At 47.7% G+C, this 25,698-nt stretch carries 22 protein-coding genes; 11 read left to right on the forward strand and 11 right to left on the reverse strand.

Going from position 1 to position 25,698, the window contains the following annotated elements; all coding sequences use genetic code 11:
* Nucleotides 1-224: 224 nt before the first annotated feature.
* The 3 genes from DXZ20_RS01955 to DXZ20_RS01965 form a co-directional block, all read right to left on the reverse strand.
* On the reverse strand, nt 225-779 hold the full coding sequence (locus DXZ20_RS01955; protein ID WP_163669565.1) for an ester cyclase: 555 nt from the start codon (nt 777-779) through the stop codon (nt 225-227).
* Between the two features lie 40 nt (nt 780-819).
* Nucleotides 820-1,656 carry an SDR family NAD(P)-dependent oxidoreductase gene (locus DXZ20_RS01960; RefSeq protein WP_163669562.1) on the reverse strand — a complete coding sequence of 279 codons (837 nt, stop codon included), beginning with the start codon at nt 1,654-1,656 and terminating at the stop codon, nt 820-822.
* 140 nt (nt 1,657-1,796) lie between these two features.
* On the reverse strand, nt 1,797-2,564 hold the full coding sequence (locus DXZ20_RS01965; RefSeq protein ID WP_163669560.1) for an SDR family NAD(P)-dependent oxidoreductase: 768 nt from the start codon (nt 2,562-2,564) through the stop codon (nt 1,797-1,799).
* A 169-nt stretch (nt 2,565-2,733) separates the two neighbouring features.
* Between DXZ20_RS01965 and DXZ20_RS01970 the strand changes: the two genes are divergently transcribed.
* Nucleotides 2,734-3,651: an AraC family transcriptional regulator gene (locus tag DXZ20_RS01970; RefSeq protein WP_163669558.1), complete on the forward strand. Its 918-nt coding sequence runs from the start codon at nt 2,734-2,736 to the stop codon at nt 3,649-3,651.
* Between the two features lie 72 nt (nt 3,652-3,723).
* Nucleotides 3,724-4,206: a RidA family protein gene (locus DXZ20_RS01975; RefSeq protein WP_250565148.1), complete on the forward strand. Its 483-nt coding sequence runs from the start codon at nt 3,724-3,726 to the stop codon at nt 4,204-4,206.
* A gap of 542 nt (nt 4,207-4,748) precedes the next feature.
* Here the strand turns inward: DXZ20_RS01975 and DXZ20_RS01980 are convergent.
* Nucleotides 4,749-5,066: a P-II family nitrogen regulator gene (locus DXZ20_RS01980; RefSeq protein WP_006514274.1), complete on the reverse strand. Its 318-nt coding sequence runs from the start codon at nt 5,064-5,066 to the stop codon at nt 4,749-4,751.
* Nucleotides 5,067-5,544: 478 nt separating this feature from the next.
* Here DXZ20_RS01980 and DXZ20_RS01985 point away from each other — a divergent pair, with 478 nt between their 5' ends.
* From DXZ20_RS01985 to DXZ20_RS02005, 5 genes are all read left to right on the forward strand, one after another.
* Nucleotides 5,545-5,790 (forward strand): hypothetical protein, encoded by a 246-nt coding sequence (locus DXZ20_RS01985; protein WP_163696104.1) that lies wholly within the window; start codon nt 5,545-5,547, stop codon nt 5,788-5,790.
* 916 nt (nt 5,791-6,706) lie between these two features.
* Nucleotides 6,707-7,819 (forward strand): sodium-dependent bicarbonate transport family permease, encoded by a 1,113-nt coding sequence (locus DXZ20_RS01990; RefSeq protein ID WP_163696105.1) that lies wholly within the window; start codon nt 6,707-6,709, stop codon nt 7,817-7,819.
* Between the two features lie 582 nt (nt 7,820-8,401).
* Nucleotides 8,402-8,995, forward strand: coding sequence for a LysE family translocator (locus DXZ20_RS01995; protein WP_348918533.1), 594 nt, complete (start codon nt 8,402-8,404; stop codon nt 8,993-8,995).
* Between the two features lie 441 nt (nt 8,996-9,436).
* Entirely contained in the window at nt 9,437-12,724 is a 3,288-nt protein-coding gene (locus DXZ20_RS02000; RefSeq protein WP_163696109.1) for a DUF4347 domain-containing protein, read from the forward strand.
* A 56-nt stretch (nt 12,725-12,780) separates the two neighbouring features.
* On the forward strand, nt 12,781-14,466 hold the full coding sequence (locus DXZ20_RS02005; protein ID WP_163696110.1) for a ShlB/FhaC/HecB family hemolysin secretion/activation protein: 1,686 nt from the start codon (nt 12,781-12,783) through the stop codon (nt 14,464-14,466).
* A gap of 29 nt (nt 14,467-14,495) precedes the next feature.
* Here the strand turns inward: DXZ20_RS02005 and DXZ20_RS02010 are convergent, their stop codons facing one another.
* Nucleotides 14,496-15,599 carry a TIGR03032 family protein gene (locus tag DXZ20_RS02010; protein WP_163696113.1) on the reverse strand — a complete coding sequence of 368 codons (1,104 nt, stop codon included), beginning with the start codon at nt 15,597-15,599 and terminating at the stop codon, nt 14,496-14,498.
* 220 nt (nt 15,600-15,819) lie between these two features.
* On the opposite strand from DXZ20_RS02010, the gene DXZ20_RS02015 reads away from it, so the two are divergent.
* Nucleotides 15,820-16,926 carry a hypothetical protein gene (locus tag DXZ20_RS02015; protein WP_163669542.1) on the forward strand — a complete coding sequence of 369 codons (1,107 nt, stop codon included), beginning with the start codon at nt 15,820-15,822 and terminating at the stop codon, nt 16,924-16,926.
* A gap of 260 nt (nt 16,927-17,186) precedes the next feature.
* Here DXZ20_RS02015 and DXZ20_RS02020 read toward each other — a convergent pair whose 3' ends face one another.
* Nucleotides 17,187-18,056, reverse strand: a complete 870-nt coding sequence (locus tag DXZ20_RS02020) for a DMT family transporter (RefSeq protein ID WP_163696115.1) — start codon at nt 18,054-18,056, stop codon at nt 17,187-17,189.
* On the reverse strand, nt 18,053-18,916 hold the full coding sequence (locus tag DXZ20_RS02025) for a methylated-DNA--[protein]-cysteine S-methyltransferase (RefSeq protein ID WP_163669538.1): 864 nt from the start codon (nt 18,914-18,916) through the stop codon (nt 18,053-18,055). Before DXZ20_RS02025 ends, DXZ20_RS02020 begins: the two co-directional genes overlap by 4 nt.
* Nucleotides 18,917-19,343: 427 nt before the next feature.
* On the opposite strand from DXZ20_RS02025, the gene DXZ20_RS02030 reads away from it, so the two are divergent.
* Both DXZ20_RS02030 and DXZ20_RS02035 read left to right on the forward strand, forming a co-directional pair.
* On the forward strand, nt 19,344-19,787 hold the full coding sequence (locus DXZ20_RS02030; RefSeq protein ID WP_163669536.1) for a hypothetical protein: 444 nt from the start codon (nt 19,344-19,346) through the stop codon (nt 19,785-19,787).
* Nucleotides 19,788-19,789: 2 nt separating this feature from the next.
* Nucleotides 19,790-20,593, forward strand: coding sequence for a hypothetical protein (locus DXZ20_RS02035; RefSeq protein WP_163696116.1), 804 nt, complete (start codon nt 19,790-19,792; stop codon nt 20,591-20,593).
* 517 nt (nt 20,594-21,110) lie between these two features.
* On the opposite strand, the gene DXZ20_RS02040 is transcribed toward DXZ20_RS02035, so the two are convergent.
* From DXZ20_RS02040 to DXZ20_RS02050, 3 genes are all read right to left on the reverse strand, one after another.
* Nucleotides 21,111-21,398, reverse strand: coding sequence for an AMP-binding enzyme (locus tag DXZ20_RS02040; protein WP_163696118.1), 288 nt, complete (start codon nt 21,396-21,398; stop codon nt 21,111-21,113).
* Between the two features lie 212 nt (nt 21,399-21,610).
* Entirely contained in the window at nt 21,611-22,426 is an 816-nt protein-coding gene (locus DXZ20_RS02045; RefSeq protein ID WP_163669529.1) for an SDR family NAD(P)-dependent oxidoreductase, read from the reverse strand.
* A 91-nt stretch (nt 22,427-22,517) separates the two neighbouring features.
* Nucleotides 22,518-24,086 carry a phytoene desaturase family protein gene (locus DXZ20_RS02050; protein WP_163696120.1) on the reverse strand — a complete coding sequence of 523 codons (1,569 nt, stop codon included), beginning with the start codon at nt 24,084-24,086 and terminating at the stop codon, nt 22,518-22,520.
* Nucleotides 24,087-24,854: 768 nt separating this feature from the next.
* On the opposite strand from DXZ20_RS02050, the gene rbp reads away from it, so the two are divergent.
* The gene (rbp, locus tag DXZ20_RS02055) at nt 24,855-25,100 is read left to right on the forward strand and encodes an RNA-binding regulator (protein ID WP_163669526.1); all 246 of its coding nucleotides are present in this window, start codon (nt 24,855-24,857) and stop codon (nt 25,098-25,100) included.
* A 180-nt stretch (nt 25,101-25,280) separates the two neighbouring features.
* On the opposite strand, the gene DXZ20_RS02060 is transcribed toward rbp, so the two are convergent.
* Nucleotides 25,281-25,616, reverse strand: a complete 336-nt coding sequence (locus DXZ20_RS02060) for a hypothetical protein (RefSeq protein WP_163669524.1) — start codon at nt 25,614-25,616, stop codon at nt 25,281-25,283.
* Between the last annotated feature and the right edge of the window lie 82 nt (nt 25,617-25,698).

Below are 25,698 nucleotides of genomic sequence, written 5' to 3' on the forward strand. Positions count from 1 at the left end.
TGCTGATGCCTTGTTTAGTGTATTCTACAGCACCCGCTTTAGTCAGTCCGACAACAGCATACTTAGAAGCGTAATATTGTGTAGCATAGTGAATGCCATAGCCAGCCTTTGATGCAGGCTCCGGACAGCTTGAAAATTTGGCGATGTCGCATGCCATCCGGCTGGCAATCGACTTTTGTCTGGTGGCGAAGGGCTAAGTCACTTCGCCACCAGACAATGGGCTATCACTGTTCCAGAAGTTCCAACTGGAAGAAGATGCTGAGGATATCCTCGGCGAACCATGCCTCGGTGATTTTGCCGTCGCGAATACGGTAGAAGGCCATTCCGTCCCACTGCGCGCGCCGGTTGGTAGTCTCATAGCTCATGAAGGATGCAGAATTCATTCCGCTGTTGGTAAACCGGTCGATCACAAGATCATCGCCAATCGCATGGATCTCGTCGATCTCCAGATACATGTCCGTGAAGGCGGTTCCAGCGGTTGCACGCACGAAGTCCATATAAGCTTCGATGCCATGATACTCTCCAAGGCTACCGCCGCGCCAAACCATGTCGTCATGCCAGTAGTCCGGAATGGCATCGATATTGCCACCATTGACGACTTCGGCCACGAAGTCACGGATCAGGGTGATGTTTTCATGTTCGACGCAATCCGTCGCGTCTTCGGGGCATCCCGTCCTGCTGACGGTGTCTTCAGCATAGACCGGGAGCGCGGACCAGGAAAGGGTCAGCGCGGTCAGTGCAACTGCGATGTGGTTACCAAGAAATGGGCGTATGGTCATGGTGCTCTCTTGTTTTATTCGGTTTGAAAGGGGGAAATGCCTAAGTGACCTCGTCGTAGTTCACTGAGGTCGATACATCGCGCCATTGGGCGTCGGTCTCAGCGAGGGCTTGCGCGAAAGCACCGGCATATTCGACCGCATCCGTGCCGATCAGTAGTTCGTTCGGGATATCCTCACACCCGGCCAGATCAACAAGCACATTTGCGACTTTGACCGGGTCAATCGGCTGCGTGCCCGACATCTGGCGCAGCATGTCCGCGCAGACTCCGACGGTTTGCTGATAAGGTTCGCTGATGGCCGGTATTTCCATTGAAGATCCAGCCCAATCAGTACGCATTGCACCCGGTTCAATGGTGGATATCTTGATGCCAAACGGGGCGACTTCCTGTGCAAAACCGAGAGAGAAACCGCGCACCGCGAACTTCGCGGCCTGATATGCTGTCAATCCAGGCGAGGCCATGCGTGCTCCTACAGATGCAATCTGGAAGATCACGCCCGAGCCTTGCTTGCGCATAAGAGGGGTAATGGCTTTGCAGACATAGACCACACCAAAGAAGTTGGTCTGCATTTGTTCTTCGAAATCTTTGAGGGTGATGTCTTCAACAGATGCCGTGTTTCCGTAGCCTGCGTTGTTCACAACAACATCGATACGCCCGAAGCGGTCTGTAGCTTTGTCGATGGCGGCTTGCACAGCGTCGGCATCGTTGACATCCAATGCCAAAGGCAGCAGGCGGTCGCCATGTTTTCCAGCCAGATCGTCAAGCTGTTCGGGTTTCCGGGCGGTCGCTACAACCGAATGCCCAGCAGCCAATGCCGCTTCAACAAGATCGCGACCCAAGCCGCGTGAGCTGCCTGTGATGAACCATACTTGTGTCATTGTTTTCTCCATGAAATTTGAGTTGGGAGGGAATTGAGGGACCGAAATGCGATCAGCGATCGAACGGAAGGTTCAGTCCGGTTTTGGATCGTTTTCCGGTTTTGGGCTGTTTGGATAGGTGTGGCTAAAACTGATTTGCATTACAGAAACATGCCGCCAGAGACTTCGATTCTCTGCCCGTTAATCCAGCGGTTGTCCTCAGAGAGTAAAGATGCGATCGCACCGCCAATATCATCGGGTACCCCCACCCGTCCAAGGGCCGTTTGGGATGCAATGAAATTATTGAGTTCCTTATTGTCGCGGACGACACCCCCACCAAAATCCGTCTCGATCGCGCCAGGGGCCACAACATTTACCCGGATTTGTCTGTTACCTAACTCCTTTGCTAGATATCGGGTTAATACCTCAATCGCCCCTTTCGCGCTGGCATAGGCCGAGTACCCTGGCAAGCTGAACCTTGCTAGCCCTGACGAAAGATTCACGATGTGTCCGCCATCTTTGATCAAGGGCAAGAGTTTCTGCGTGAGGAAGAAAACACCTTTGACGTGAATGTTGAACAGGCGATCAAAGCCATCTTCAGTGATCTCAGTAAATGGCTGATTGAATCCAAACCCTGCATTATTGACCAGGAAATCAAAGCGATCCGTTTGCCAGGTATGTTGCAAAGATTGCTTTACCTGTCCGACGAAATCTTCAAACATTTGGGTATTCGAACTATCCAGTTGCAGGGCAACTGCCTCACGCCCCATCTCCTTAATGTCAGAGACAACTGCGTTGGCTTTAGCCTCATTGCTGTGATACGTCACGATCACATCGACGCCTTTCCGGGCCAGGGTCAATGTGGTGTTTTTACCTAACCCTCGGCTCGATCCAGTCACTAATGCAATTTTTTGATTGTCCTGTGGCATGGTTTTACCCTTTCTGCGCTTGCTTGGGTTGATCGTAGGTCGGGATACATTGGCTCTGAATGCCCAAATCTGGCAGGTTATTGCCTAATCCTCTCAACCTAGATGTTGGTCGAGAAGCTATTCTCTACAATGAACCCGTAGGCAACGATTGCAGTCGTCCAAACCCAGCATGCAGACTGAAACGATTTACCACGATCAGATCGCTAGTCGCTGTGCAGAACTAGCGATCCGGGCAGCACGACACACGGATAGTCAGGGCAATGGCGTTCACCTAACTGAGATCGCTCAACTGGCATTCATTCGAGATGATGCTTCCACGATGGTATGTAATGTTTATGAACCGGCACTTGCCATCATTGTTCAGGGCAAAAAGGAGATATTGCTCGGTGAAGAGACTTATCACTACGGTGTTGCTCAATATCTGATGGTTTCTGTTGAACTACCCGTCAGAGGATTTATCGTGGAGGCAACGCCCGACAAGCCATATTTAGGTTTTCTGTTAAAACTCTCCCCCTTTCAACTCTCTGATATTGCTACCCAGGTTCAACTCAAAACAGATGCCAAAGACAGCTCCTGTCGAGGGTTGTTCGTCGGCGATGTCGATTTGCTCCTGATTGATGGTGCGCTCAGACTGACCCAGCTTTTAGATACGCCACAGGATATTCCATTTCTAGCACCGATGATTATCCGCGAAATCTACTACCGTCTGCTCACAGGGAAACATGGTGAAGCGATACGTCAAATTGCCACCTCCGGTAGCCACATGCAGCGCATCGCCGGAGTTATCGAACGGATCAAAACTGACTTTACCCAATCGCTACGGGTTGAAGCGCTGGCACAGCAAGCTAACATGTCTGCTTCATCCTTACATCGTCACTTTAAAGCAGTCACCTCAATGAGCCCGCTACAGTACCAAAAACAATTACGATTGTTAGAAGCGCGTCGCCTGATGCTAACTGAAGACGTCGACGCGACCCATGCTGCCTATCAGGTGGGATACGAAAGCCCCTCGCAGTTTAGCCGTGAATATTCCCGTATGTTTGGGGCACCCCCCATCCAGGATATTCAGCGGTTACGGATAGCCTGATTTGTATCCAAGGGTACACAGTCTTCCTCGCTAACTACCTACACTCGTCTTGGTGTGACCAAGCTCAACTGAATGAAACCGATTGCTTTTTCAATGCTTGCGATCGCAACCCTGGGAATACTATCAAGTCCAGTGGCTGCTGACGATCATGTATCTCCTAATGGTGTTAGAACGTTAACTCCTGAAGGCGGTATTATTCCAACTGCCACATGGAGTCTGGGGACCCGTGCGGGAGACTATATCTTTGTTGCAGGGATGCGGGGGATTGATCCCGAACTGAATGCCCTGGTTCCCGAGGCTGAAGGTCGTGTCCGACAAGCATTTTTAAACATGCAGCTGATTGCTGAATCAGAGGGAGCCAGCCTGCGGGACGCAGTACGTCTAGTGGTGTATGTGACAGATATGTATCGCTATCGCCCAATTGTCAACCAGATTCAGCAAGAACTCTGGGGAGAGGGTCCCTATCCACCCCGCACGATCATTGAGGTAGATCGGCTTAATCAAGACGATATTGTTGAAGTCGAAGGCACATTCTACGCTCCTATCGAAGAATGAGTAACCCCTAAGCTCCTAGCTAATACAATGTCAGTTGTTGTTGGCCAAGGTGCTAACGGTGATGTCAGGGGTGATAATCTTACAACCTTTGCTAGCAAAGGTTGTAGGATACCGTAGATATTTGCAGGCGTACAAGCAAACCGTTCGGCTGTAATCGAGAGAGAATTTTGCTAAGAGACAGATCAATGTTGGAGCAATCGTCTGTCATTACTGTAGTGTAGTCAGCTATCTCACTTGCGATGATCGGTTTTTAGTGATTTATAAATGGGATGGGTGCAGGTTGCGATTGTGGCAGCCTCCGCCAATAATTTTGCCCCGCACACAACGTTAGAGCGGCCTGAGCAAAAACGATCAGCTAAGAGTTAAAGGTACTGCACAGCCGCACAACTCTGCCCCAGCGAAATCTTCCGAAAGTCTATACCTTGAAGCATTATCAGCAGGCTCGAAACTCTCGGATTGAGTTCTTAAAGGTGGTGACGTTCCCATGATGAGACCATTGACCATGGACGACAGAGTTTTCTGCACCACTAAGGGATTTGGAGTCAGAACTTGTGCGCGTACAGTACCTCCATCACGTCACAGAGATAGGCAATGCCCGAATAATCGTCGAAAAACTTTGCTGCAACCTCATCTGAAATCTTCACGGCCATCTCCCGACTTGGGGTAAGTACCTCGAACTTTACATTGGAGTAAGTGCCAGAAACGGTGGGTTGTCCCGACGAGCGCACATTGCGACTGCCTTTACCGCCAGCGTCCACCACCGTATAACCGGGGGCCCCGGCTTCGTCGATGATCTTGGCGATCTGTTTCAGCAGCAACTTTTCCGTGACGATGACGAGCTTGCTGGCTTGCTGGGTCATTTAGGTTACCTCTTGATGCGTTTTGTTGTGATAATTCAAGATAAGAATCTATGGTTTTATCTTGAACCATATATTTAAGTTTATGACAAAGATCGACCAATCCACTACCCTCTTTTGAGTAAGATGGGCTCAGATTAGCGGAAGCATTTTATAAAAAACACTTATCCTTTTGGATGTGGGCTTTGTATCGTTGACGGCTTGTGTGCCGATTGAGGTCGTAAGAGAACAAGGCTTCTTCACTAACTTTGAAAAAAATGTGGTCGTCGAAGCAAATCTAAGTATAGACTTAAGAATATCGTTCAAGGTAAAAGCATAGACTTTTGTCTTTCGTTCGACATCAATGTCAAGTGTGAGCGATCCAGTCTCTCTCCTGGAGAGTATCTCCAGTCACAGGTGAATTTCTGACAGGTGTTTGCGTAACGACGGGCACTTGTCTGCCACCGTCATATATATATTTGATCAGCATGGAACGGACACCATGAACAAGTTTGACTCAACTAAACTGCGGACCAAGTTTGACAACACCAGCGAAGGCTGGCTAGTGCAGGTATATAGCGGTGATCGCCGTTTGCTCTGTGTTTTAGACGCCTCCCACGGTTGGAGCTTCTTGCTCGGTTGCGGTCTTGGTTTACTCCTTTCAGTAACTTGGATAAACGCCGCTCGTTACAGTACCCCCTTAGAGCCGACCCCACCAACAGAACTACCCGCATTGCAAATGGATTGATACGACCCATCCTAGGGATAAGATATTCGCCTTGAGGCATCGTCATTGGACCTCAAGGCGCTTGTGGAGCTACCCATCACAAAGACGGGGTGGCCTCAGACCCCCCATATTCGGGGGTATAGATGGGGCGAGCAAATTGCTAGACGAGAAGAGACAAACACTCTCTGGTTGCACAGGATAGATGGGCGAGTGGATCTCACCTGCCTCGCAAGCCAACCAATTCAGCTGTTGCCGATTGCTAAATATTTGGTTGGGTCCAGCCCAGATAAAGGTGAGATATCAGAAATTTGGTTGTTGGACAGCGACATTAAGGCCTCAAGGGAGGCTAGCGGCGAGATATTAGAAATTTGGTTAGGTCAATAGGGCTCAGGTTTCGAGCAGTTTCAGTGCTGATAGCGGCGGCAGGTCAGATCGCTATGCATACCCCTCGGTCAAGTGCTTAATTGAGGTTTCGTTAGTGGATGTTTGCTAGGCGGATAGGCTCAATATTCTATTGACAAGGTGGGATGGCAGTTATTTGACTCTTGGGTCAAGGGTATGTCGCCTTGAGAAAACTCTGCGATCGCAATTTACATTAACCAGAAGCGAAGATCACCAAACAGAAAAAAGAAAAACTTATGATTGGAATTTGACATTGCGTTCCAAATCCTTGTTGAGAGTGCGCAAAAATCTGTGCATTTCAGGATAGACTTAAATACATAGAGATTTAGATTTTAATAGATCAAAATCTATAGAAGGTAATGCAAAATAGCAGTTATCTTCCAGCCCTGTTTGGAGAGTGGCCCTCTCTGAATACTCTGTCGACAGGTTCTCGCGTAACACCTGTACTTTAGGGGTGAAGCGCTTTACCCCTACTTTTTAAAGCTCACTTATCACAATAATCATTCCTCGTTAGAGGAGGCGGAAGGAGGTATTAGTGGATTTCTTGTCCGATTTTTTGACGAACTTCCTGGCGAAGTTGCAGTCCCCGACACTCGGCTTTCTAATTGGTGGTGGAGTTGTTGCCGCCCTCGGTAGCCGACTGGCAATTCCGGATGCGGTCTATAAGTTCATCGTCTTTATGCTGCTCATTAAAGTCGGCCTGAGCGGCGGCATTGCGATCCGCAATGCAAATCTGGCGGAGATGCTTTTGCCGGCAGCGTTTGCCATGGCAGTGGGCATCCTTATCGTGTTTATCGGGCGTTACACTTTGGCCAAGCTGCCAAACGTCAAAGTCGTGGATGCCATTGCGACCGCAGGCTTGTTCGGTGCCGTGAGTGGTTCTACCCTCGCCGCCGCCCTGACACTAATGGAAACGGGAGGTATGCAATACGAGCCCTGGGCCGCCGCACTCTATCCATTTATGGATATCCCAGCGCTCGTGACTGCGATTGTCTTGGCCAGTGTTTATCTCAGCAAGCAGCGCAATGCCGCAGACGAGCATCTCAGCAAGCAGGAGTATCTCGGCCAGCAAGAGTATCGCGCCCAGCAGGGAGGAGGTACCGCAGTTGAGTATCGTAGCAAGCAGAGCAGTGCCGCAAATAATAAGGTCAAGATATGGCCCATCATTCAAGAAAGTCTCCAGGGCTCTGCTCTATCGGCATTGCTGCTCGGTATTGCTCTAGGTCTCTTGACTCGGCCAGAAAGCGTCTATGAGAGTTTCTTCGATCCCCTCTTCCGTGGTCTGCTTTCGATCCTGATGCTAATCATGGGTATGGAAGCCACGGCAAGAATTAACGAGCTGCGTAAGGTAGCCCAGTGGTATGCCGTATACGCCCTGGTGGCACCGCTGCTGCATGGCTTCATTGCCTTTGGTTTCGGCATGATCGCCCATGCTGTTACGGGCTTCAGCCCTGGAGGCGTCGTCATCCTTGCCGTCATCGCCGCCTCCAGTTCAGATATCTCAGGGCCGCCCACTTTACGAGCCGGCATCCCATCAGCCAACCCTTCCGCCTACATCGGCTCGTCCACAGCTGTTGGCACACCGGTTGCGATTGCCTTGGGAATACCGCTCTACATCGCGCTTGCCCAGGCGCTGATGGGCAGCTGATTCTAAACGGGTTGCGGTCTGCCGGTGCTCCCCTAGTCCGGCGACCAACGCTAAGGCTATGTCAAGGTCTGCGGCATCTTCATTCAACAGCCGCGCGGGTCCATAGGTCTGGGCCAATGACTTCTTTGCTGGCGTTAATGTCCCGCAGGTACACAACACAGCCACCCAAAAAGCCGGGTTCACGCCCCGGCTTTTTGGGTTTAATCGTCTGGGTTTTGTGCTTAGTGGTGCAGGTACTCGATCAAACGTTTAGGATATAGAGTCGCAGTGCCTTGCCTGCACTATCAGAGAACAGAGAAAAGCTGCAATTGTGCTTGGGGACAATTATGTTGTCGTTGTCGTCGTTGTCGTCAATACCCATGTCCAAATTAGTGCTGATTTTGGACTGCTTAAATCTCTCAATTAACTGTCTGAAATAACTGGGCCAAATCCTCTCAAACTGCATGAGAATGGTGTGATTCTTGTCGAGAAAATTCGCATCACATTGGAGTGGTTTTTAGAGATTAGTTATATTGTTAGTATTAAGATATCGTTCGGGATTCCCTTGCAATGAGCCTTATAGAGGTCACTACGCTTTTTACAATGATGGCTGCTTTAGCAGCTTTGCCAAGTGCAAGTGTTGCATTGGTTGTTACGCGTGCAGCAACTTTGGGCGTTAAAAGTGGGATTGCTGTGGCTATGGGTATAGTTTGCGGCGATCTTGTATTTGTGGCCCTGGCAATCCTAGGTCTGTCTGTTGTTGCTGAAACAATGGGTGGTTTTTTTATACTTGTCAAAGTGTTGGGCGGCATGTATCTGATTTGGCTCGGAATATCACTGTGGCGATCCAATGATGAACCTGTTGACATCGCAACGTGTAGTATAGGTAATGCCAAGCGGGGGCTGACAACAAGCTTTGTCTCAGGCTTTATCTTAACCTTGGGAGATGTCAAAGCAATTTTCTTCTATGCCAGCCTATTACCTATGTTTGAAGATCTATCAACGTTAGCAGTCTTTGATCTGATAACTATCGTGTCAATAATAGTTTTTGGAGTTGGTGGCGTAAAGATTTTATATGCTGTGTTTGCTACCCATGTTGCACGTTTTCTGGAACGAAGGAAACTTCAAAAAGTGTCAAAAAAGGTTGCAGGTGGTTTAATGATTGGAGCTGGTAGCTACCTTATAGTCAGGACCTGACATACTCTAGAGAAAAGCATATAAATAAGCACCCGTTAACTAAACGGGATGACGGTACCAGACCCTTCAGTATCGTGGTCATTCGCCTTGGGGGCAGACTATCAGCGGTCTTTTTGACGAGCTGTTTTTAAATTACGACCATCCATCAGCGTATTGCAGAGGGACTGTATCCTGCCCATTGGTGCCAGGATTAGAGGCCAGTGATTGCTCATGATGCTTAGGATCCATAGCTGGAAGTGGTGCGTTAGGGAAACTTTATTGAGAGTTGTTCGAGATTTCAGTCACCGTAAAATCTCTGAGGTTAGTAATCTAAAAAAATGGAATAGTCTGGTAGAAAACCTGATTAAGTCTGGTGTTTAGTCTTTTAGTCTAACAACAGTTTCCTCAGAAAAATCTACAGATACAGTCAGATTATTTCTTGGTAAGAATATATTTTCAACCATGCTAGCTTTAAAGTCCGTGCTCTCCAGCCGTATTCTATTAATTCCGTTCCTGGGTGTTTTATTTCATCTGCCACCTGCCCAAGCCCAATCAATTACAGTGGATAGTAATGGAGCGCAAACCATTGTCACAGTAGATGGCAATCAGTACAATATCGACGGTGGTAGCCTATCAGGAGATGGAGCCAACCTGTTCCATAGCTTTGAGCAGTTTGGATTAAGCTCAGGAGAAATAGCCAACTTTCTCAGTAATCAAAATATTCAAAACATTCTCGGGCGCGTAGTTGGCAGTGACCCGTCAGTTATTAACGGCCTCATACAAGTTAGTAACAGCAGCGCCAACCTGTATCTAATCAATCCAGCCGGAGTCATCTTTGGCGCTGACGCCACTTTAAACGTGCCAGCAGATTTTATGGTGACTACCGCCGATGGTGTTGCCATAGACGATGTTTGGTTCAATGCCATCGGTGAAAATGACTATGCTAGCTTAATCGGTAATCCCCATAGCCTGTTGTTTGGCAGCAGCCCCGGTAGTATTGTTAACGCAGGAAACTTAGCAGTCAGTGACGGCAACAATCTTAGCCTCATTGGTGGCACCGTCGTCAATACTGGCACTCTCTCAGGCAACCACGTCACTATGGCCGCTATACCGGGTCAGCGACGGGTACGGATTGATCATCCGCAGCTGCTACTGAGTCTGGAGATGCCAGCAGCAGCTGAAAATGCGACTGAATTAGCTGATGCAAGTTCTCTTTCAGATCTTTTGACTGGAGGAGACGTTACCGTTGCGACTGGCGTAGACGTAGATGATGCTGGACGGATCTGGTTATTAAATACATCCGTTAATCCAGGCGATGTGGTTGTCGCTGGAACAGTATCTGGTAACCAAGTGCAGCTAGCCGCTGCTAATCAAGTCTTGGTTCTCGAAGATCCCACTCAAACAATTCGCACCCACGGTGGTCAACACAGCGCTCCAATTATCACCCGATTTAGTGAAAACGGCACCAATGCTAATGAGCTAGTCTTTCTGGATGCGATCGCACCCGATTACACCCAACTACTTTATGGAGCCAAGGCCGGGACCACTACGGTAGTCGTGCCCACCAGTGAAAATGGCATTGATCGCGTCACCGAGATTCTCAGCCAAGTAGGAGCGACAGATGTTATTGATGCCATCCATATTGTCTCGGAGGGCAATGAGGGAGAATTTTGGTTAGGTAATGCCTATATCAGTGATGAGACTCTGGAACAATATAGAAGTCAGTTACAACAGTGGGGCGGGTTAATCGGTGCCGAAGCTGATATCTTGATCTACGCTTGTTTAACAGCACGAGGGGAAAGTGGACTGGCACTGCTAGATCAAATTGCTGGATTAACCGGAGTTGATATTGCTGGCAGCACGGATTTAACCGGCAGTAGTAGCCGAGGCGGTGACTGGACTCTGGAGCGTTCGATCGGCACGATTGAAGCGGATAATGCCTTTGAACAAACAACCCTGACGGAGTATGACGGCCTGTTGCAAGTCTTTACGGCCACCGATGCCACCAGTTTGATTGATGCCATTAATACGGCCAATGGCAATGTAGAAACAGATACCATTAACCTGGCCAACAACGTTACCCTCACCGCAGTGGATAACATGACCAATGGGGCCAATGGCTTACCCTCCATTACGGCAGCGGAAAAGCTAACCATCAACGGTATGGGCAATACCCTGGAGCGGGATGCCACTGCGCCTGACTTCCGTCTGCTGCATGTGGCCCTGGGTGCCGAATTAGAAATCAACGAAACCATCCTTTCCGGTGGGGTGGCCGATACTGGTGGTGCAGGAGACGATGGGGGAGCTATCCACAATAGAGGCACCCTTACCGTCAACAACAGCACCATTTCCGGCAATAGAGCGGCAGATGATGGGGGGGGGATTTCTAGCTATGGAACTATCACCAATGCCGCGTTAGTGACTATCAACAACAGCACCATTTCTGGCAATACGGCTGGAGGCAACGGCGGTGGCCTGTCCAACACCACATTCACGTCTCCCGCACCTCCCGCACCGAATGCATCGGTGATAAACGTCAATAACAGCCTCATTACTGGCAATAAGGCGAATGTTGGCGGCGGCATTGCCAGCCTGGGACAAAATTCGGACAATAGTGCAGTGATAACTGTTAACAACAGTACTATTTCTGGCAATGAAGCCGTTTTTGGTGGGGGTGGTATCTACAACCGGGGGCAAACTTCCCTCTTGGGCTCAACCATCACCATCACCAATAGCACCATTGTCCAGAATGAAGTGACCAATCCAGGTAGTTCAGCTGGTGGCATTCTCAATCTTCACGTGGGTGTCGGTGCCAATACGGCGCTGATCACCTTGAACAACAGCATCGTTGCCCAGAATGTGGCTACGGTACATCCGGATGTGCGACGAATAAGTGCCATCATTTCCCCGATTGCCGATGGGGGCAATAACCTGATTGGCGTTGATTCCCAGGGCCTATTCACCACCAGCACCCTGGTCGGTAGTGACGCCGCTCCAGTCGATCCAGAGCTGTTGCCCCTCGGCGACTACGGCGGTCCTACCCAAACCCATGCTTTCTATCTCGGCAGTCCGGTGCGTGACACGGGCAGTAATGCCCTAGCCACAGCGGCAGGTCTCACCACGGACCAACGGGGAGCTAATCGCTTCAATGACCTAGTAGATATTGGCGCTTTCGAGTCCCAAGGTTATGGCCTGACGGTGGTGACTGGAGATGGCCAAAGTACCCTGGTGAACGAATCTTTTGACACAGTTCTGGCAGTTCAAGTCACAGAAAACTTTGTTAATTCGGCACTACCGATTCCTGATGTCACTGTCACCTTTACGGCAAATCCTGGCAGTAGTGGAGCAAGCGCCAGTCCAGATAGCAGTGTCATGACCGATGCCACGGGATTGGCCACCGCTACCAGTCTGCTAACGGCAAATGAAACCGGCGGTGATTTTACCGTGACTGCGGATGCTGCAATGTTAGACTCTGCCACGTTTAACCTGACCAATACGGCACCGGAACCAGAACCAGAGCCGGAACCAGAACCAGAGCCGGAACCAGAACCAGAGCCGGAACCGACACTACCATCTAACCTTTTAGAACTGTGGATAGATCTGCAAGCAACGCGACTACTCTCCGATCCCATTTGTGAGACAGTCCCTGATGTGGACATTGTCGTGGACATACCAGATCTAGACTTTCCAGCTATCTCCAATGAAAAGAGTCAAACTATATCAGAAACAGATTGCCAGTTGCATTACTAGGAAAGAAGATATCCTGCTTGTCTTTTTCATTGATTAATGTGATTAGGTTCCTATCTATGCGACAGAATATTCCTAAGATCACGCTTCTGCTTTCCATACTTTGCGTATCCCCAGTCCTTGCCCAACGCCCTGACCCCAACCAAGATCGCCTACCCCAATCCCTACCCAATCCTGAAGAAGCGATTCCATCTGACACAACTCCCGAGATTACTCCACCTGAATCTCCTACAGAGCAGCCGATACCGGGTGAGGATGTGGTTATTTCTGTTATCCAAATTGAGGTGTCAGGCAGTACTATCTTTGGTCCAGAAGAGTTTGATCCGCTAGTCCAGCCTCTAGAAGGAAGAGACGTTTCTTTAGCAGAGCTACAGACCCTAGCTGATGCCATTACCCGTCTTTACTTTGATCAGGGCTATCTCACGTCTCGGGCGATTCTACCAGAACAAGATATTACTGAAGGGTCTATTCTCATCCAAGTGATTGAAGGCAGTATTGGTCAGATTCAAATTGAAGGCAATCAACAAACTCAAACCCGTTATCTAGAGCAGCGCCTTGGTCTGGGAACCGATACCCCTGTTCAACTGGGGGCAATAGAAGATCAGCTCAGGTTACTACAACTCAATCCCCTATTTGACTCTGTGGAAGGCACCCTGCTCCCCGGAGAAGACCTGGGAGAAAGTGTTCTGGCAGTTACCGTGGATGAGGCAAAACCGTTTAATGCGGATCTCTCCATCGATAACTATTCACCTCCCAGTGTGGGGGATGTACGCATGGGCATCGGTCTAAGTTACCGCAACCTGACTGGTTGGGGAGACCAGATTTCCTTGGCCTATCATCGTTCCACCACTGGGGGGTCTAACCTGTATGATATCGGCTATCGAATTCCGTTAAATGCCATGGACGGAACGCTGCAGCTACGGACGCTGATTAGCGATAGCACCCAAACCTTGACCAGTCTGGATGTCAGCGGTGACTCTGAGTTTTATGAAGTTAATTTTCGCCAACCCCTCGTGCGTACACCCCGAGAAGAATTTGCGCTCTCTTTAGGATTTGCCTATCGTGAAGGCCAAACCTTTCTGTTCGGTTCTCCTTTTCCCTTTGGTAGCGGCCCGGATGCCAATGGCATTAGCCGTACCAGTGTGATTAAATTTGGTCAGGATTACATCCGGCGAGACCCCTCTGGCGCGTGGGCGTTTCAATCTCAATTCAGCCTGGGTACTGGCCTATTTAACGCGACCAATAATGGCTCCCCCACTCCCGATAGTCAATTTCTCAGTTGGCTAGGACAAGCTCAGCGAGTTCAACGGTTAGATAAAAACAATTTGCTGATTATACAAGCCAGCGGTCAACTAGCCTCTGATAGTTTACTGGCCTCAGAACAGTTTGTTATTGGGGGTGGTCAGTCCCTACGGGGATATCGTCAAAATGTTCGTTCTGGGGATAATGGTTTTCGTCTATCAGTGGAAGACCGAATTACCGTGCTCCGCGATCAAGACACTCAATCATCCATCCTCCAAATCATGCCATTCCTGGATATGGGATATGTATGGAATCAAAACGGCAATCCCAATGTACAACCCTCTCAGCGTTTTTTGGTGGGAGCAGGTCTCGGCGTTGCCTACCAACCCTTGGAGGGGCTTAGCCTGCAGCTGGATTATGGATTACCGTTAGTCGACTTGAATGATCGGGGTGACAATGTCCAGGATGATGGCTTTTACTTCACTGTGAACTATCATTATTAACCTTGTTGCAATTGATCTTGGCATACAGGTCAACGTTTTTGATGCTCGGCTGATGCAGTTGTAACATTGACTTCTGCAAGGGCTTCATCCGGCAAAACAAATGAGTTGCGCAACAATGTCTCATCCCAGGCAATCACCTCAGGGAAACAAATCCCCGGTAGTATAGAAACACCAAAGATTTCCTGAACAGCATCCTCAAATCTCAAAAAAGCCAAAATCGTGGCAGTTTCTATATTAACAACCCAAACACCACAGTTCCTTTCTTGCAACCGTTCAGTAATGGGGAGCCCACTAAATACGGCAGTTTCTCTTACCTGTGACAGCCCTACAAAAGCCAGCGGCCCCCAGAAATCTAACCCTCTGGTAAAGCCAGGCAATTGCACAACCGCATTTAATCGTCCTGTTTTTAGATCGACTGTTGATAAATTTCCCTGACCCGATTCTAAAACCCATAGCTGATCACGATACCATCGGGGAGAATGGGGCATTGAAATGTTCTGTGCTAACAGCTGATTGGTGGTAGTGTCCACCACAATGCCGCCATGGGCTTTATGCTCACGCCAACCGTTAGCTGTATCTGTGGGTGCCAAGGCTGTCACATAACGTGGTTGATGATCACGTATACCTAACCCATTTAAGTGGCAGCGATCATTAATATCATAGGCGCTGACAAATGGTGGTCGCCAGCGGGGCATAAAGCTGTTTTTCCGATCCAGAGTACATAAACAAGAAAATCGAGTATTGATAAACCATAGTTCATCATCAATATAGGCCATTTCATGAATGTCAATATCGCCTGTTATATGACTGTTGCGAGGTAGATAGCAGGCATCATGTTTATTAGGCGGATCAAGGGTCTGACCCACTGCTGGAACATTACGAAATTCCCAAATTTGATAGCTTGTTCCTAGGGCTATTTTCTCAGGATCGGCAGCCAAACCCATGGGTTGATCAAAAACGCGAAAATGGGTATTTACCACATTGCCATCGGCACGAACCACAATCAGTTTGCCCGCTTGATAGGTAGATACTACCAGTGATATACCACATTGAGTCAGTATTTCCGTTAGATTTTGGGTGTGAACACTTCGCAAGGGCTTAAGAGACACAGTATCGGAAGAGTAAGATGCCATAGGCATAGGTGAGTTAGGAGATAGAAAAATCTCATCTCCTAACCATAGCGTGTTTGAACACTATCTGAAAAGAGTGAACTTATTTTTCTAATGGAATTGGCGACAGCTCTAATATCTCGGTCAGAAGTCACACAAACTCGGTCATGATTTCGGTCATCCGATTGTTTTGATCAATGTAGATCACTTAGACCGCATTTATTTTCAAGGAGAAACAAGTCTTATGGCTAACTATAATGTAGGAGCATTACACGATCCGATCGTTAGTTACACCAACTATAGTCTTACCCAAGGCGACCCAACCGATGTCTTTCGATTCAGTGTCTTTGGTGGTTTTATGGGTAATCGCGAAATTGGCATTCGCTTACACGATATTAGTGCTAATGACAATGCCAATCTATCGCTGTGGCGAGATACAAATAATAACGGTACCATTGATGCATCCGACGATTGGGTTGCCTTGGCTTTGGCTCCCAATAATGATGATGACACTATTAGCTTTAATGCTTCAGCAGGTAATTACTTGCTTCAAGTAAATCGTGTAAATGATAGCGTTGGCAGTGTCAGCTATGACCTGGATCTACAGGCCACCCACAGTGCTGGTACACTCGGAGGATCGGTTAAAAGCTACAGCGGTGGTTATCTCAGTAACACTAATCCAAAAGATGTTATTGAGTTTACGACAAATCACCCTTTTCAGAGAAACATCAACGTAGCCGTTGACAACATTACCAATGGCGGCAATGTTAGTTTACGAATGTACAGAGACAATGGCAATGGTGTTTTTGATGCGGCAGATACCCTTGTAGCTGGGGAGTTGTACTCTTCGGGTGAAAATAGTCTGAACTATAGAGGAACTGCGGATACCTATTTTGTTGAGCTAGAGTACTTCAATAGTGATAGTACCTTCTTTGAGTATGACCTCAAGCTCTCTAGAAGCAATAGCAAGGCTAGCAATTTACTTGTCGGTGAATTTGATGTTGGTGACCTTACAGGTTTTGGCTATAGTAACGACGGCGTGGTAGGCAATGGTTTCACCACTGATACGTATGAGTTTAGTTTGGGACTATACGAAGGGGTGGATATTACGCTGACAAATTTGACAGGTGAGGCCTATATGCGCCTGATCAAAGATAACAATAACAATGGCATTGTGGATGCCGGAGAGGTGATTGCTGCAGTAAGCTCTGCAGGCGTCCTTGACAAACACATCAACGATATAACCACGTCTGGAGATTATGCTCTGCAGGTTGTTATGGGACCTGGCGGCGGTAACGGCGGTGTCAACTATACTGTTGATCTCAATCACTTTACGACACCTTATCCTTAGGGCATACGGATAGGTTTAGAGCCGTAGTTTGAGATTACTCCGCTGCGGCTCCTAAAAAGATTTTAGTTGCCTGCCCATTTTCAAAAGAGACAATTATGCCACCATAGATCGAGCCAGCTACTAACTACTGATGGGGCTGAGTACCCCTGGTACTAATGCCGATACACAGTTGTTTCTCCTTGGCCTACCTCTCTCCGAAGATTCGTGGTGATGGGCTTTCCTCATAACCAACAGTTGGTTCTGCCAGGCCTTTGATAACTTTAGTGTGTCGTAGGGAACAGATCATTTGCAATAGCTGTTCCCAACAGCACCAGCCCACACCCCAAAATCATGGACGATGTTACGGCTTCTTGTAGGACAATGGCCCCCCACAGCATGGCAAACATGGGAATCAAATAGGTAACAGTCAGCGCCTTGGTGGAACCAATATTTTGAATCAGTCTGAAGTAGAGAATGTAGGCAAAGGCGGTAGATAATACAGCTAGGGCCAGAACAGCTATGGCAACACCTGCAGATGGCACCTGCTGAGGAATCGTGAAGGGGAGGGCTGGAATGATTACCAAAGCGGCTCCCAGTTGACTGCCTGTAGTCACAACTAATGATGGAACACCAGCCAGGTTTTTCTTAATGTAGGGAGCTGCGATCGCGTACATTAATGCAGCGGATAATGCTGCAACTACGGCCACTAAAAAACTAGGGGTGGTGTCGACAGCTTTCCAACCGACGAGGATAACAACACCAATAAAGCCCAGCACAAATCCCACCTTGCGGGATGGTGTCAGTCTCTCGCTCAACCACACCGAGGCTACCACCGTTCCAAAGAGCGGGGCTGTCCCATTCAAAATAGACGTAAAGCCTGCGGGGAGCGATACGGACGCGAAGGCCAACAGCAAAAATGGAATTGCGGAATTGAGGCACCCAACGATCAACAGGGGCATCAGCTGACGACGCATTGTTCCCATAAGACGTAGCCGAGCCAGTACTGGTAACAGAACTAGGCCTGCCAGCAAAACACGAAACTCAATGAGCCAAACGGGTCCTAACACGGGCGCTGCAATCCGCATAAACAAAAATGAACCACCCCATAGGGCCGCCAGCAATAACAGTTCCAGAATATTTGATAGCTTCATGGCTGCACCTCTGCCTGACTAGCTTCCCAACCTAACAGTGCAGTCTTTCGGTCTAAGCCCCAACGATAGCCACCGATCTCTCCTGAACCACGAATCACTCGATGGCAAGGAATCAGATATCCCACCGGATTACGACCAACTGCATTGCCAATGGCCCGAGCTGCTGTGGGTTTGCCAATGGCCGTAGCTAAGCTCTGATAGGTGGTAAGCCCCCCAAACGGGATTTGTAATAGGGCACGCCACACTTGAATCTGAAAATTTGTGCCTTTGACATGGAGGGTTAAGGGAGACTGCTGATCAGATTGAAATATGCGATCGCACATGATCTCAGTCTCGTTTTGATCGCTGATAATATCAGCCTTGGGCCATTCTGCTTGCAAGTGCTGTACAGCAGGGGACTCGTCTACATTATCGAGAAAGTGTAAATTGCAGATACCCCGATCAGTAATCGCGATCAAACAGCCGCCAAACGGTGTGTCATGAATGCCATAGCGAATCTGTAATCCTGCACCTGATGCTTTATATTCCCCCGGTGTCATCGCCTCCAATTGCACAAACAGATCATGTAAACGACCTGAACTTGACAAGCCTGACTCTAGCGTTAGTTCCAACAGGCTTTTAGTTTCAGCAATTTTAGATTTCGCATATTCAAGGGTGAGGTATTGCAAAAAACGTTTTGGACTAATACCAGCCCATTTTGTGAATAACCGTTGAAAATGATACTCACTAAGATTTACATGCCGAGCAATCGTGGCCAAACTCGGCTGCTCCAAATGATTTTCGCGAATGAATGTAATTGCTTTGGCTATTTGCCCATAGGTGTGTGCGCTATAATCCGTAGCCTTCATTAATAAACTCATGCTGTCGCCTTGATCATATGCTAGTTGCATTTCATCAAGGTATCGATAACAGCAGGGGCCTACCACCCGTTTCTTGCTAACTAGACTGACAATCCCATGGTTCGCTATTAAGATCTGGCATTACTATCTCACTATCCTATAAAAAAGAACCCACCCCATAGAAAGCCCACTGCAAGGCGAGGTAGATCCCAAAAACGCCAGTATAGAAACCAACAACGGCCAACGCTATTTTCCACAATTTCCACCCCCAAACTTTCCAAAACTTTACCAACACAAAAAAACTGTAAAGCGCCAGGAATTAAAGCATTTCTCCGTGGAATTACCCCTAACGCATCTACGACGGCCTCCGGGTACCCTAAAGTCGTTTGCCGCCTGGTGCACCAGGCTTTTATTTCTACCTTTAGCACTAAACAACTAGTGCCTAACCATGGCCACGCTCAATATTCGCGGTCTTATTTTTCTTATGACTGCTGCTATTCCTGGCCACCTAATCAGTTACTTTTCCTTCGATTATGTGCCACAACCAAGATTGGGCTTTGCTAGTATTTTTATGGTCATCATCGATCTTGTCTATCGCGCCCGACAAGATAACTTAAACAAACAAATTCCTATGCAACCAATTGATATCCTACCACCTGAAATTGCATCACAGATACCAAATGAGACCATACCTTATATAACTGAAGACATGGCTCGACAAGTGGTCGATGCTCTCAGCAACAATCTATCTGTTTCTCCGGAAAGGCAAGCTAGGATTGATGCATTTGTGGAAGAGAAAAATGTTGAGTATGACGAGTGGTTACGAGAGAGAAGAGCAGAAGGCCTTCCTGACCCTGAGATACATGGAGTAGTGTTTGTTATTCCACAATAATAATGGTAAGCAGACTAACTTGCCTTGACGATATAATATTGGAGAATGGCTTAATTTCAGTTTCTAAGAACTGGGGTTTTTCTTCACCCGACTCACACAGGGAAGCCTATGTCTTTGAAACAGACTTTGATAGTGTGCTGTGTGCATTAGATAGCACTCTTGGTATTGAGCAGCATCTCTCAAATGTCTATGGTAAAACTGTTAGCTTATTCGACAGGAAATACGCGCTGCTTTACCGGCTCAAAGGATACAAGTACATCATTCTCGATATTGACCAGATTTGTCTGGAGCAGGCACTGGACATTAGGCTGCGCATTCTTTCAGAATTGCTTCCAGCAGCATCAGTAGCTAGATTTTTTACAGGAGAAGAGGCAGGATACGTTATTTATAGAAATGGAATACTAGAAAAGTGTTTTATTCCAGCTTTCTCAACTATAAAAGGCTATGAGGACCTCACAGGACGTGAACTTTGGGACTATTGGGGATACCTTGTTGAGGCTAGTGATGTAAAACGGCAAGAATGTGGAAGAGACGAAAATCCACCTATGACAAGCACATACTATCATGTAATTGATAGAATAGAAGATATTGATAGTTTTGTCATAAAGGAGGAAATTACGGCAGATAGACCTTATCCTAGAGGGCGCATAATGGATAGGCTGGGCATCTATATTCCAGAGTTTCTCCCTATGCGAGATTCGGAATCAAGTAACAACTATATGTTCGACTTCCTAGAAATGGGCAAAGACCCATTTGATAGGATTGATTGCTTATGGTTTTCCCAAAACGCATATCTCGACGGCTAAATAATAACATCAAAATTTTAAGCCTTATTGATGTTGTTACTCAGCTGACATAAACCACCAAGCCAGATGACTACATTGGGCACAGTCAAACCAAGTTAAAAGGTATATTAAATCAACTATAGTTATAGCTTGAGAAGTAAAATTCTCTTTTATAAAATTCATATGAGTCCGAAAAAGAAAGATTTTAGTTAAAAGCCCGACTATTCCTATAGAAACTAGGTCATCTAGGAAAATATTATGCGCTTTAGTGTTTAGATGACCAGACGAATATATCGTGTTCTCGTCTTGGCAGAATGCTTGGCTATTCCCAATATAAACAACTTCATAGGGTGAACAATATTTATCGGCTTCTGCTATCACCAGACCATCAAATCCCCATCCGAATAAAGGTCTTTTAAAGAGGGTTTTCGCGCTGGTATGGTGGGCGTGGTGGCGGCAGCACTGTCTTTATGCCCATATGGTTGTTTGGCATTATTACATTCGTCTGTGTGTTAACAGGCCACGCTGACGTTTAAACTCACAACAACGCCTTCTTATCCAGCTTGCCCAACGACGTATACGGTAGCTCCTCCCGAAACTCAATCACTCCAGGTATCTGATACCGCGCAACCCTGGTTTTTAACCAATCACGCATAGCCGACACATCCAACCCACTGTCTGGCTTTATAACAATTACTGCCTTTAGCCGTTGACCAAACTCTTTATCTGGTATCCCCAGCACCGCTGCCGCCTCTATGTGCGGATGCTGCATTAAAACGGTTTCTAACTCAATCGGGTAAACATTCTCACCACCAGAGACAATCATGTCATCCACCCGACCACAGAGAAAAATATCTCCTTGGTCATCTCGATAGGCCAGATCGCCCGTCTCAATTAAAGTCTTACAATACGATGCGATCTGGTTTGCTTCGCTTCAGCTGCTTGTTGCTTGGCTGATAGGCCATCTGGGAAGCAGATAAAACAGGCCCACAGGCGTTAACAACCGAGTGCAATATAGCTTCCCTAGCAGCGTGCTCATCAGGTTCTTGATTTGCGTCTATGTCCGAGGATCACTTCCCAGGGCCAGCGACCGATTACGGATGCCAACTGTCCAGCCATCAACCACCATGGGGCATAGGTGCGCCTGCGGGAAATAATTGCTCGACAAATTAACTGCGCCACCTGCTCGGGCAGCATGGCAGGCATGTCGTTATATGCCTTGGTCGGTTTAATCATGCGTGTACGCACCAGCGGTAGATAAATGGATGTGGTACTGACACCCTGGGCATTTAATTCCAGAGCGACGCTGCGAAACCACTGGTCAAATGCCGTTTTTGAAGCTTGATAGGCCGCCCACTTAGGGGCAGGAATCAGCAGCACATTGACCGCAGAAATATTAATCACCTGTCCCTGCCGCGCCACTAGACCAGGAATCAGACCCAGCATCAGCTGCACCGGGCCAACGTAGTTCAGATTCATGGTGCGGGTAAAATCATGCATTCGATGGAGGGAGTCAAAAATAGAGCGATGGATGGATTTTCCGGCATTGCTGACAAAAACATCCACCCGGCCTGACAGCTGATGCAGTAATGCATCCACCTCAGCCGGATTTCGTAAATCGCAGGGTAGTACGTCCGCTCGCCCACCTTTTGCTTCAACCCGCTGTCTTACCTGCCTCAGTTTCTCAGCTGTGCGCGCCACCAGCAGCAGATGGGCACCCGTATCTGCCAGACTCTCTGCCAAACATTCACCAATGCTATAGCTTGCCCCCGTAATCAATCCAGTCTTGCCCGCCAGCCGTTGCTGTAGCTTGGCTCGACTAAATCCGAGAATTGGGAAAAAGAGAAGTCTCACGGCTCAATGATTTTTAAAAATCATCATAAAACTACAGAAAATGCCTGTTCCATAATGCATTTTCTGCAGTTAAAAAAATTGTTTTGAACTGTTATATTGAGACTTTTTCTGGAACGTTGGCAGGTGCTTGTTTGTGCTGGATTGTCCGACCTGTGATCAGCTCTACCACATCCATGCCGTTAATTATCACACCGGGTACGCTGGGATAACCGGCAGTGGCCCCCACCAGGAACAGGTTTGGCAGCTCTGTGGTATAGCCCATACGGTGCAGACCCACCTGTTTAGGAATCAGCTTAGCGCCATAAATATTGCCTTGGGGCTGGCCCAGGTAATACTCACTGGTGGTGGGTGTACCATACACTTTCATCCGAGCATAGCGATCCACATCAGGAATCAAGTCGCGTACGCTGTTCATAATCTGTTTATACAGCTCACGCTTTTTGGCTTTGTAGCCTGCTTTATCGTATTTATGTAACTCTCCAAACGGCTGATAGGGACAGACAGTGGCAATTTCTAAAACATGATGTCCCGCTGGAGCCATCCCAGGTTCACTGGATTTTAGGGTGGGGCAAGAGAGAAAGATCCATGGATGACTGAGATCACCAGCGAGTTGTTTCTGATATTCCTGGTTTAAATTGCCGGTGGGGTAATACCAAATATTCCAGTTACCCAGACCATAGCGCTCTGGTTCAAAGCGGCTATCTAAGCCCAGATAGAGGTTAAAGGCACTGGCAGAATAATCATAGCCGGTCAGACGTTTGGTTTCTTGCTTACTGAGCACGCCAGGAATGTGCATCAGCTGTACCGTTAGCTTCGGGTCTAGATCGCTGATGTAGGCCTTTTCCGCATGGTAAATGTCTCCGTTGGCCGTAATCAGCTGCTGCACTCGATGCTCGCTGACCTCAATATGTTCTACGGGGGTGGATAGCTGCACCACCCCACCCCCAGCGGTGATGGCTTCTACGATGGTATCGACAAAATGTTTGAAGTGATGTTTGGGATAATAAGCCCCTTCTGCATAATCTGACACTAAAGAGGTGTGGGTCATCAAGGCAATTTCGTTGGGGGGTAGGGCATAATCACCGCTTTGGCCTGCCAACAGATTCTGTAGTTTGGGGGACAGCCCCACATGGTTGTACAAATCTTGCAGGGTCCAGTTACGCTTACTGTAGAGATTCCAGTATTTGGGCAGCTTTAACCAGTCAGACCACTTGCGGTCATACCAGTTAATTTCGTTGGTCAGGCCGCGAATTTCTGTGTGCAACTGATGAATCTCATTACAGTAGCGGTTAATGGCCGTTTGCTCATCTGGAAACGTAGCGAGAAGACGCGATCGCAACGCCTCCCAATCCAACGGAATCTTAAAATCCACCTCCGGCGTAATCACCCGATCAATACCTTCTGGATCCAGCGAATTAAACTCCACGGGCCGCTCAATGTAGCTAAGAAACTGACCAATGGCCTGATCCGGCGCACACTGAGAAATGTAATGCACGTCTGCACAGAATCGATAATCGCCAAAATCAAAGGTGTGACAACATCCCCCTGGCAAATAGTGTTTTTCTAAAACAGCCACCCTATGGCCCTGACGTGTTAAACAAGCTGCCGCAGAAAGCCCTCCTAAGCCAGCGCCCAAAACAATGTAATCAAAGCTTTCCATAATTATCTCCCAAGCGTATGTTATTCAGTTTTTTTAACGTAGGGGCTGACCTTGTGCCTGTGGGCGTTCCATGAAATGCCTCTGTACAGCCATGACTTAGGACCTTATAAAACCCTCATCCCTAAATCAGGTCACAACAGCCTTAAGTTCTCTCTTTTTTCTTACAAAGAGAACTTACTAATCAATCAGCTGCCCAATACCTATATTGTTATCGAAATTTTAGATATTGGTTTCACTCCCTACACATTTCCTCACTAACGAGAGCGGTAATGACCAAAGGTTTAACAACTAGGGTAAGGAATATCTGTACGAGGAAGCATTGTTAACTTTAAGGGAATGTATTGTAGCTGAGAATACCTTTCCAAGAGCTTTGGAGTGATGAATAAATTGACGACTTCCCAGTAGGCCTATGCTTCTGGCCAGCTAATCAACAACCTGGCAACATCACACATTAAAGTGCCATTAGGAGAGGGAACTAAGCTGCTAAGGCTACTTAAAATAGGAACAAGTAAGCAAATATTAAATATTCGTTTCCTAGATAATTTCCCTAAAATCATTATAGATGAAGTATACCTAAGCCCGTGGGATGACAGAGCCATTTAACGACTGAGTCCGAATTCTCTTCAGATTTAAATTTTGCTGCATTTCCTCTATTATCCTGAATCCCGTGTTAGCGTTTTGCCTATGGCTTATTTTCGGTTATGCAATTCGTCTAACCAACGGTTCTCCGAATTTAACTCTGCACACGCTTACTATTGGAGAAGTTCGATGACGATTTATGTTGGCAATTTATCTTTTGACGTCACACAAGATGACTTAAATCAGACTTTTGCAGAGTACGGCACCGTGAAAAGCACCCATTTACCCACCGACAGGGAAACCGGTCGGAAGCGTGGATTTGCTTTTGTTGACATGGCAACAGAGGCAGAAGAGACGGCTGCTATTGAAGCACTGGATGGCGCTGAGTGGATGGGCCGTAATCTGAAAGTCAATAAGGCAAAACCCCGTAGATAATGCAGCTCATCCTGATTGGCTAATTTATTGGCTAATGAGTACGAGCTAACGATTTCAACTACTTTAAGCGGCTCTAACTTAGCGGTTCAGGGCCGCTTAAAGTTGTATTGTATGTAATTGACTGTCGACTATTCCATAGGGTTGTGGAGAACGCAGGGGATATTCAGTGCTGACTCAACGCTAACGCCCGGTCGCAAACAACCGATACCCAAACGCCATTGATGCCGTGGCAACAAAGAACTGCCAAAGACTGGTCGGGTTCAGAATGGCTCGACTACTCACGAAAATACAGAGAATCCCACCAGCAACGAAAATCCAACCTAATTGCTTCATAAATCCCAATGGCATAAACACTAACAGGCAAATGCCAGCACACAGCAAGAAAATTGATGCATCAGCCGCAATGCCGCGCCAAAAGTAGGGATTCACATTGGTGGTGAAAAAGATGTTTCTGCCTAAGTAATAAATCCCTAGCAGCATCAGGACAAGGCCAATGAGTTGGACGAGTAATCTCATGTTGAGGAGGATGAATTTGTTGTTAGATACGGTGAGCTTAGCAGAGGTATGCAGGGGGTGAGGTGCGATCGCACGCCTAAAA

It is taken from the genome of Adonisia turfae CCMR0081 (genome assembly GCF_011009555.1).
Lineage (GTDB): Bacteria > Cyanobacteriota > Cyanobacteriia > Phormidesmidales > Phormidesmidaceae > Leptothoe > Leptothoe turfae.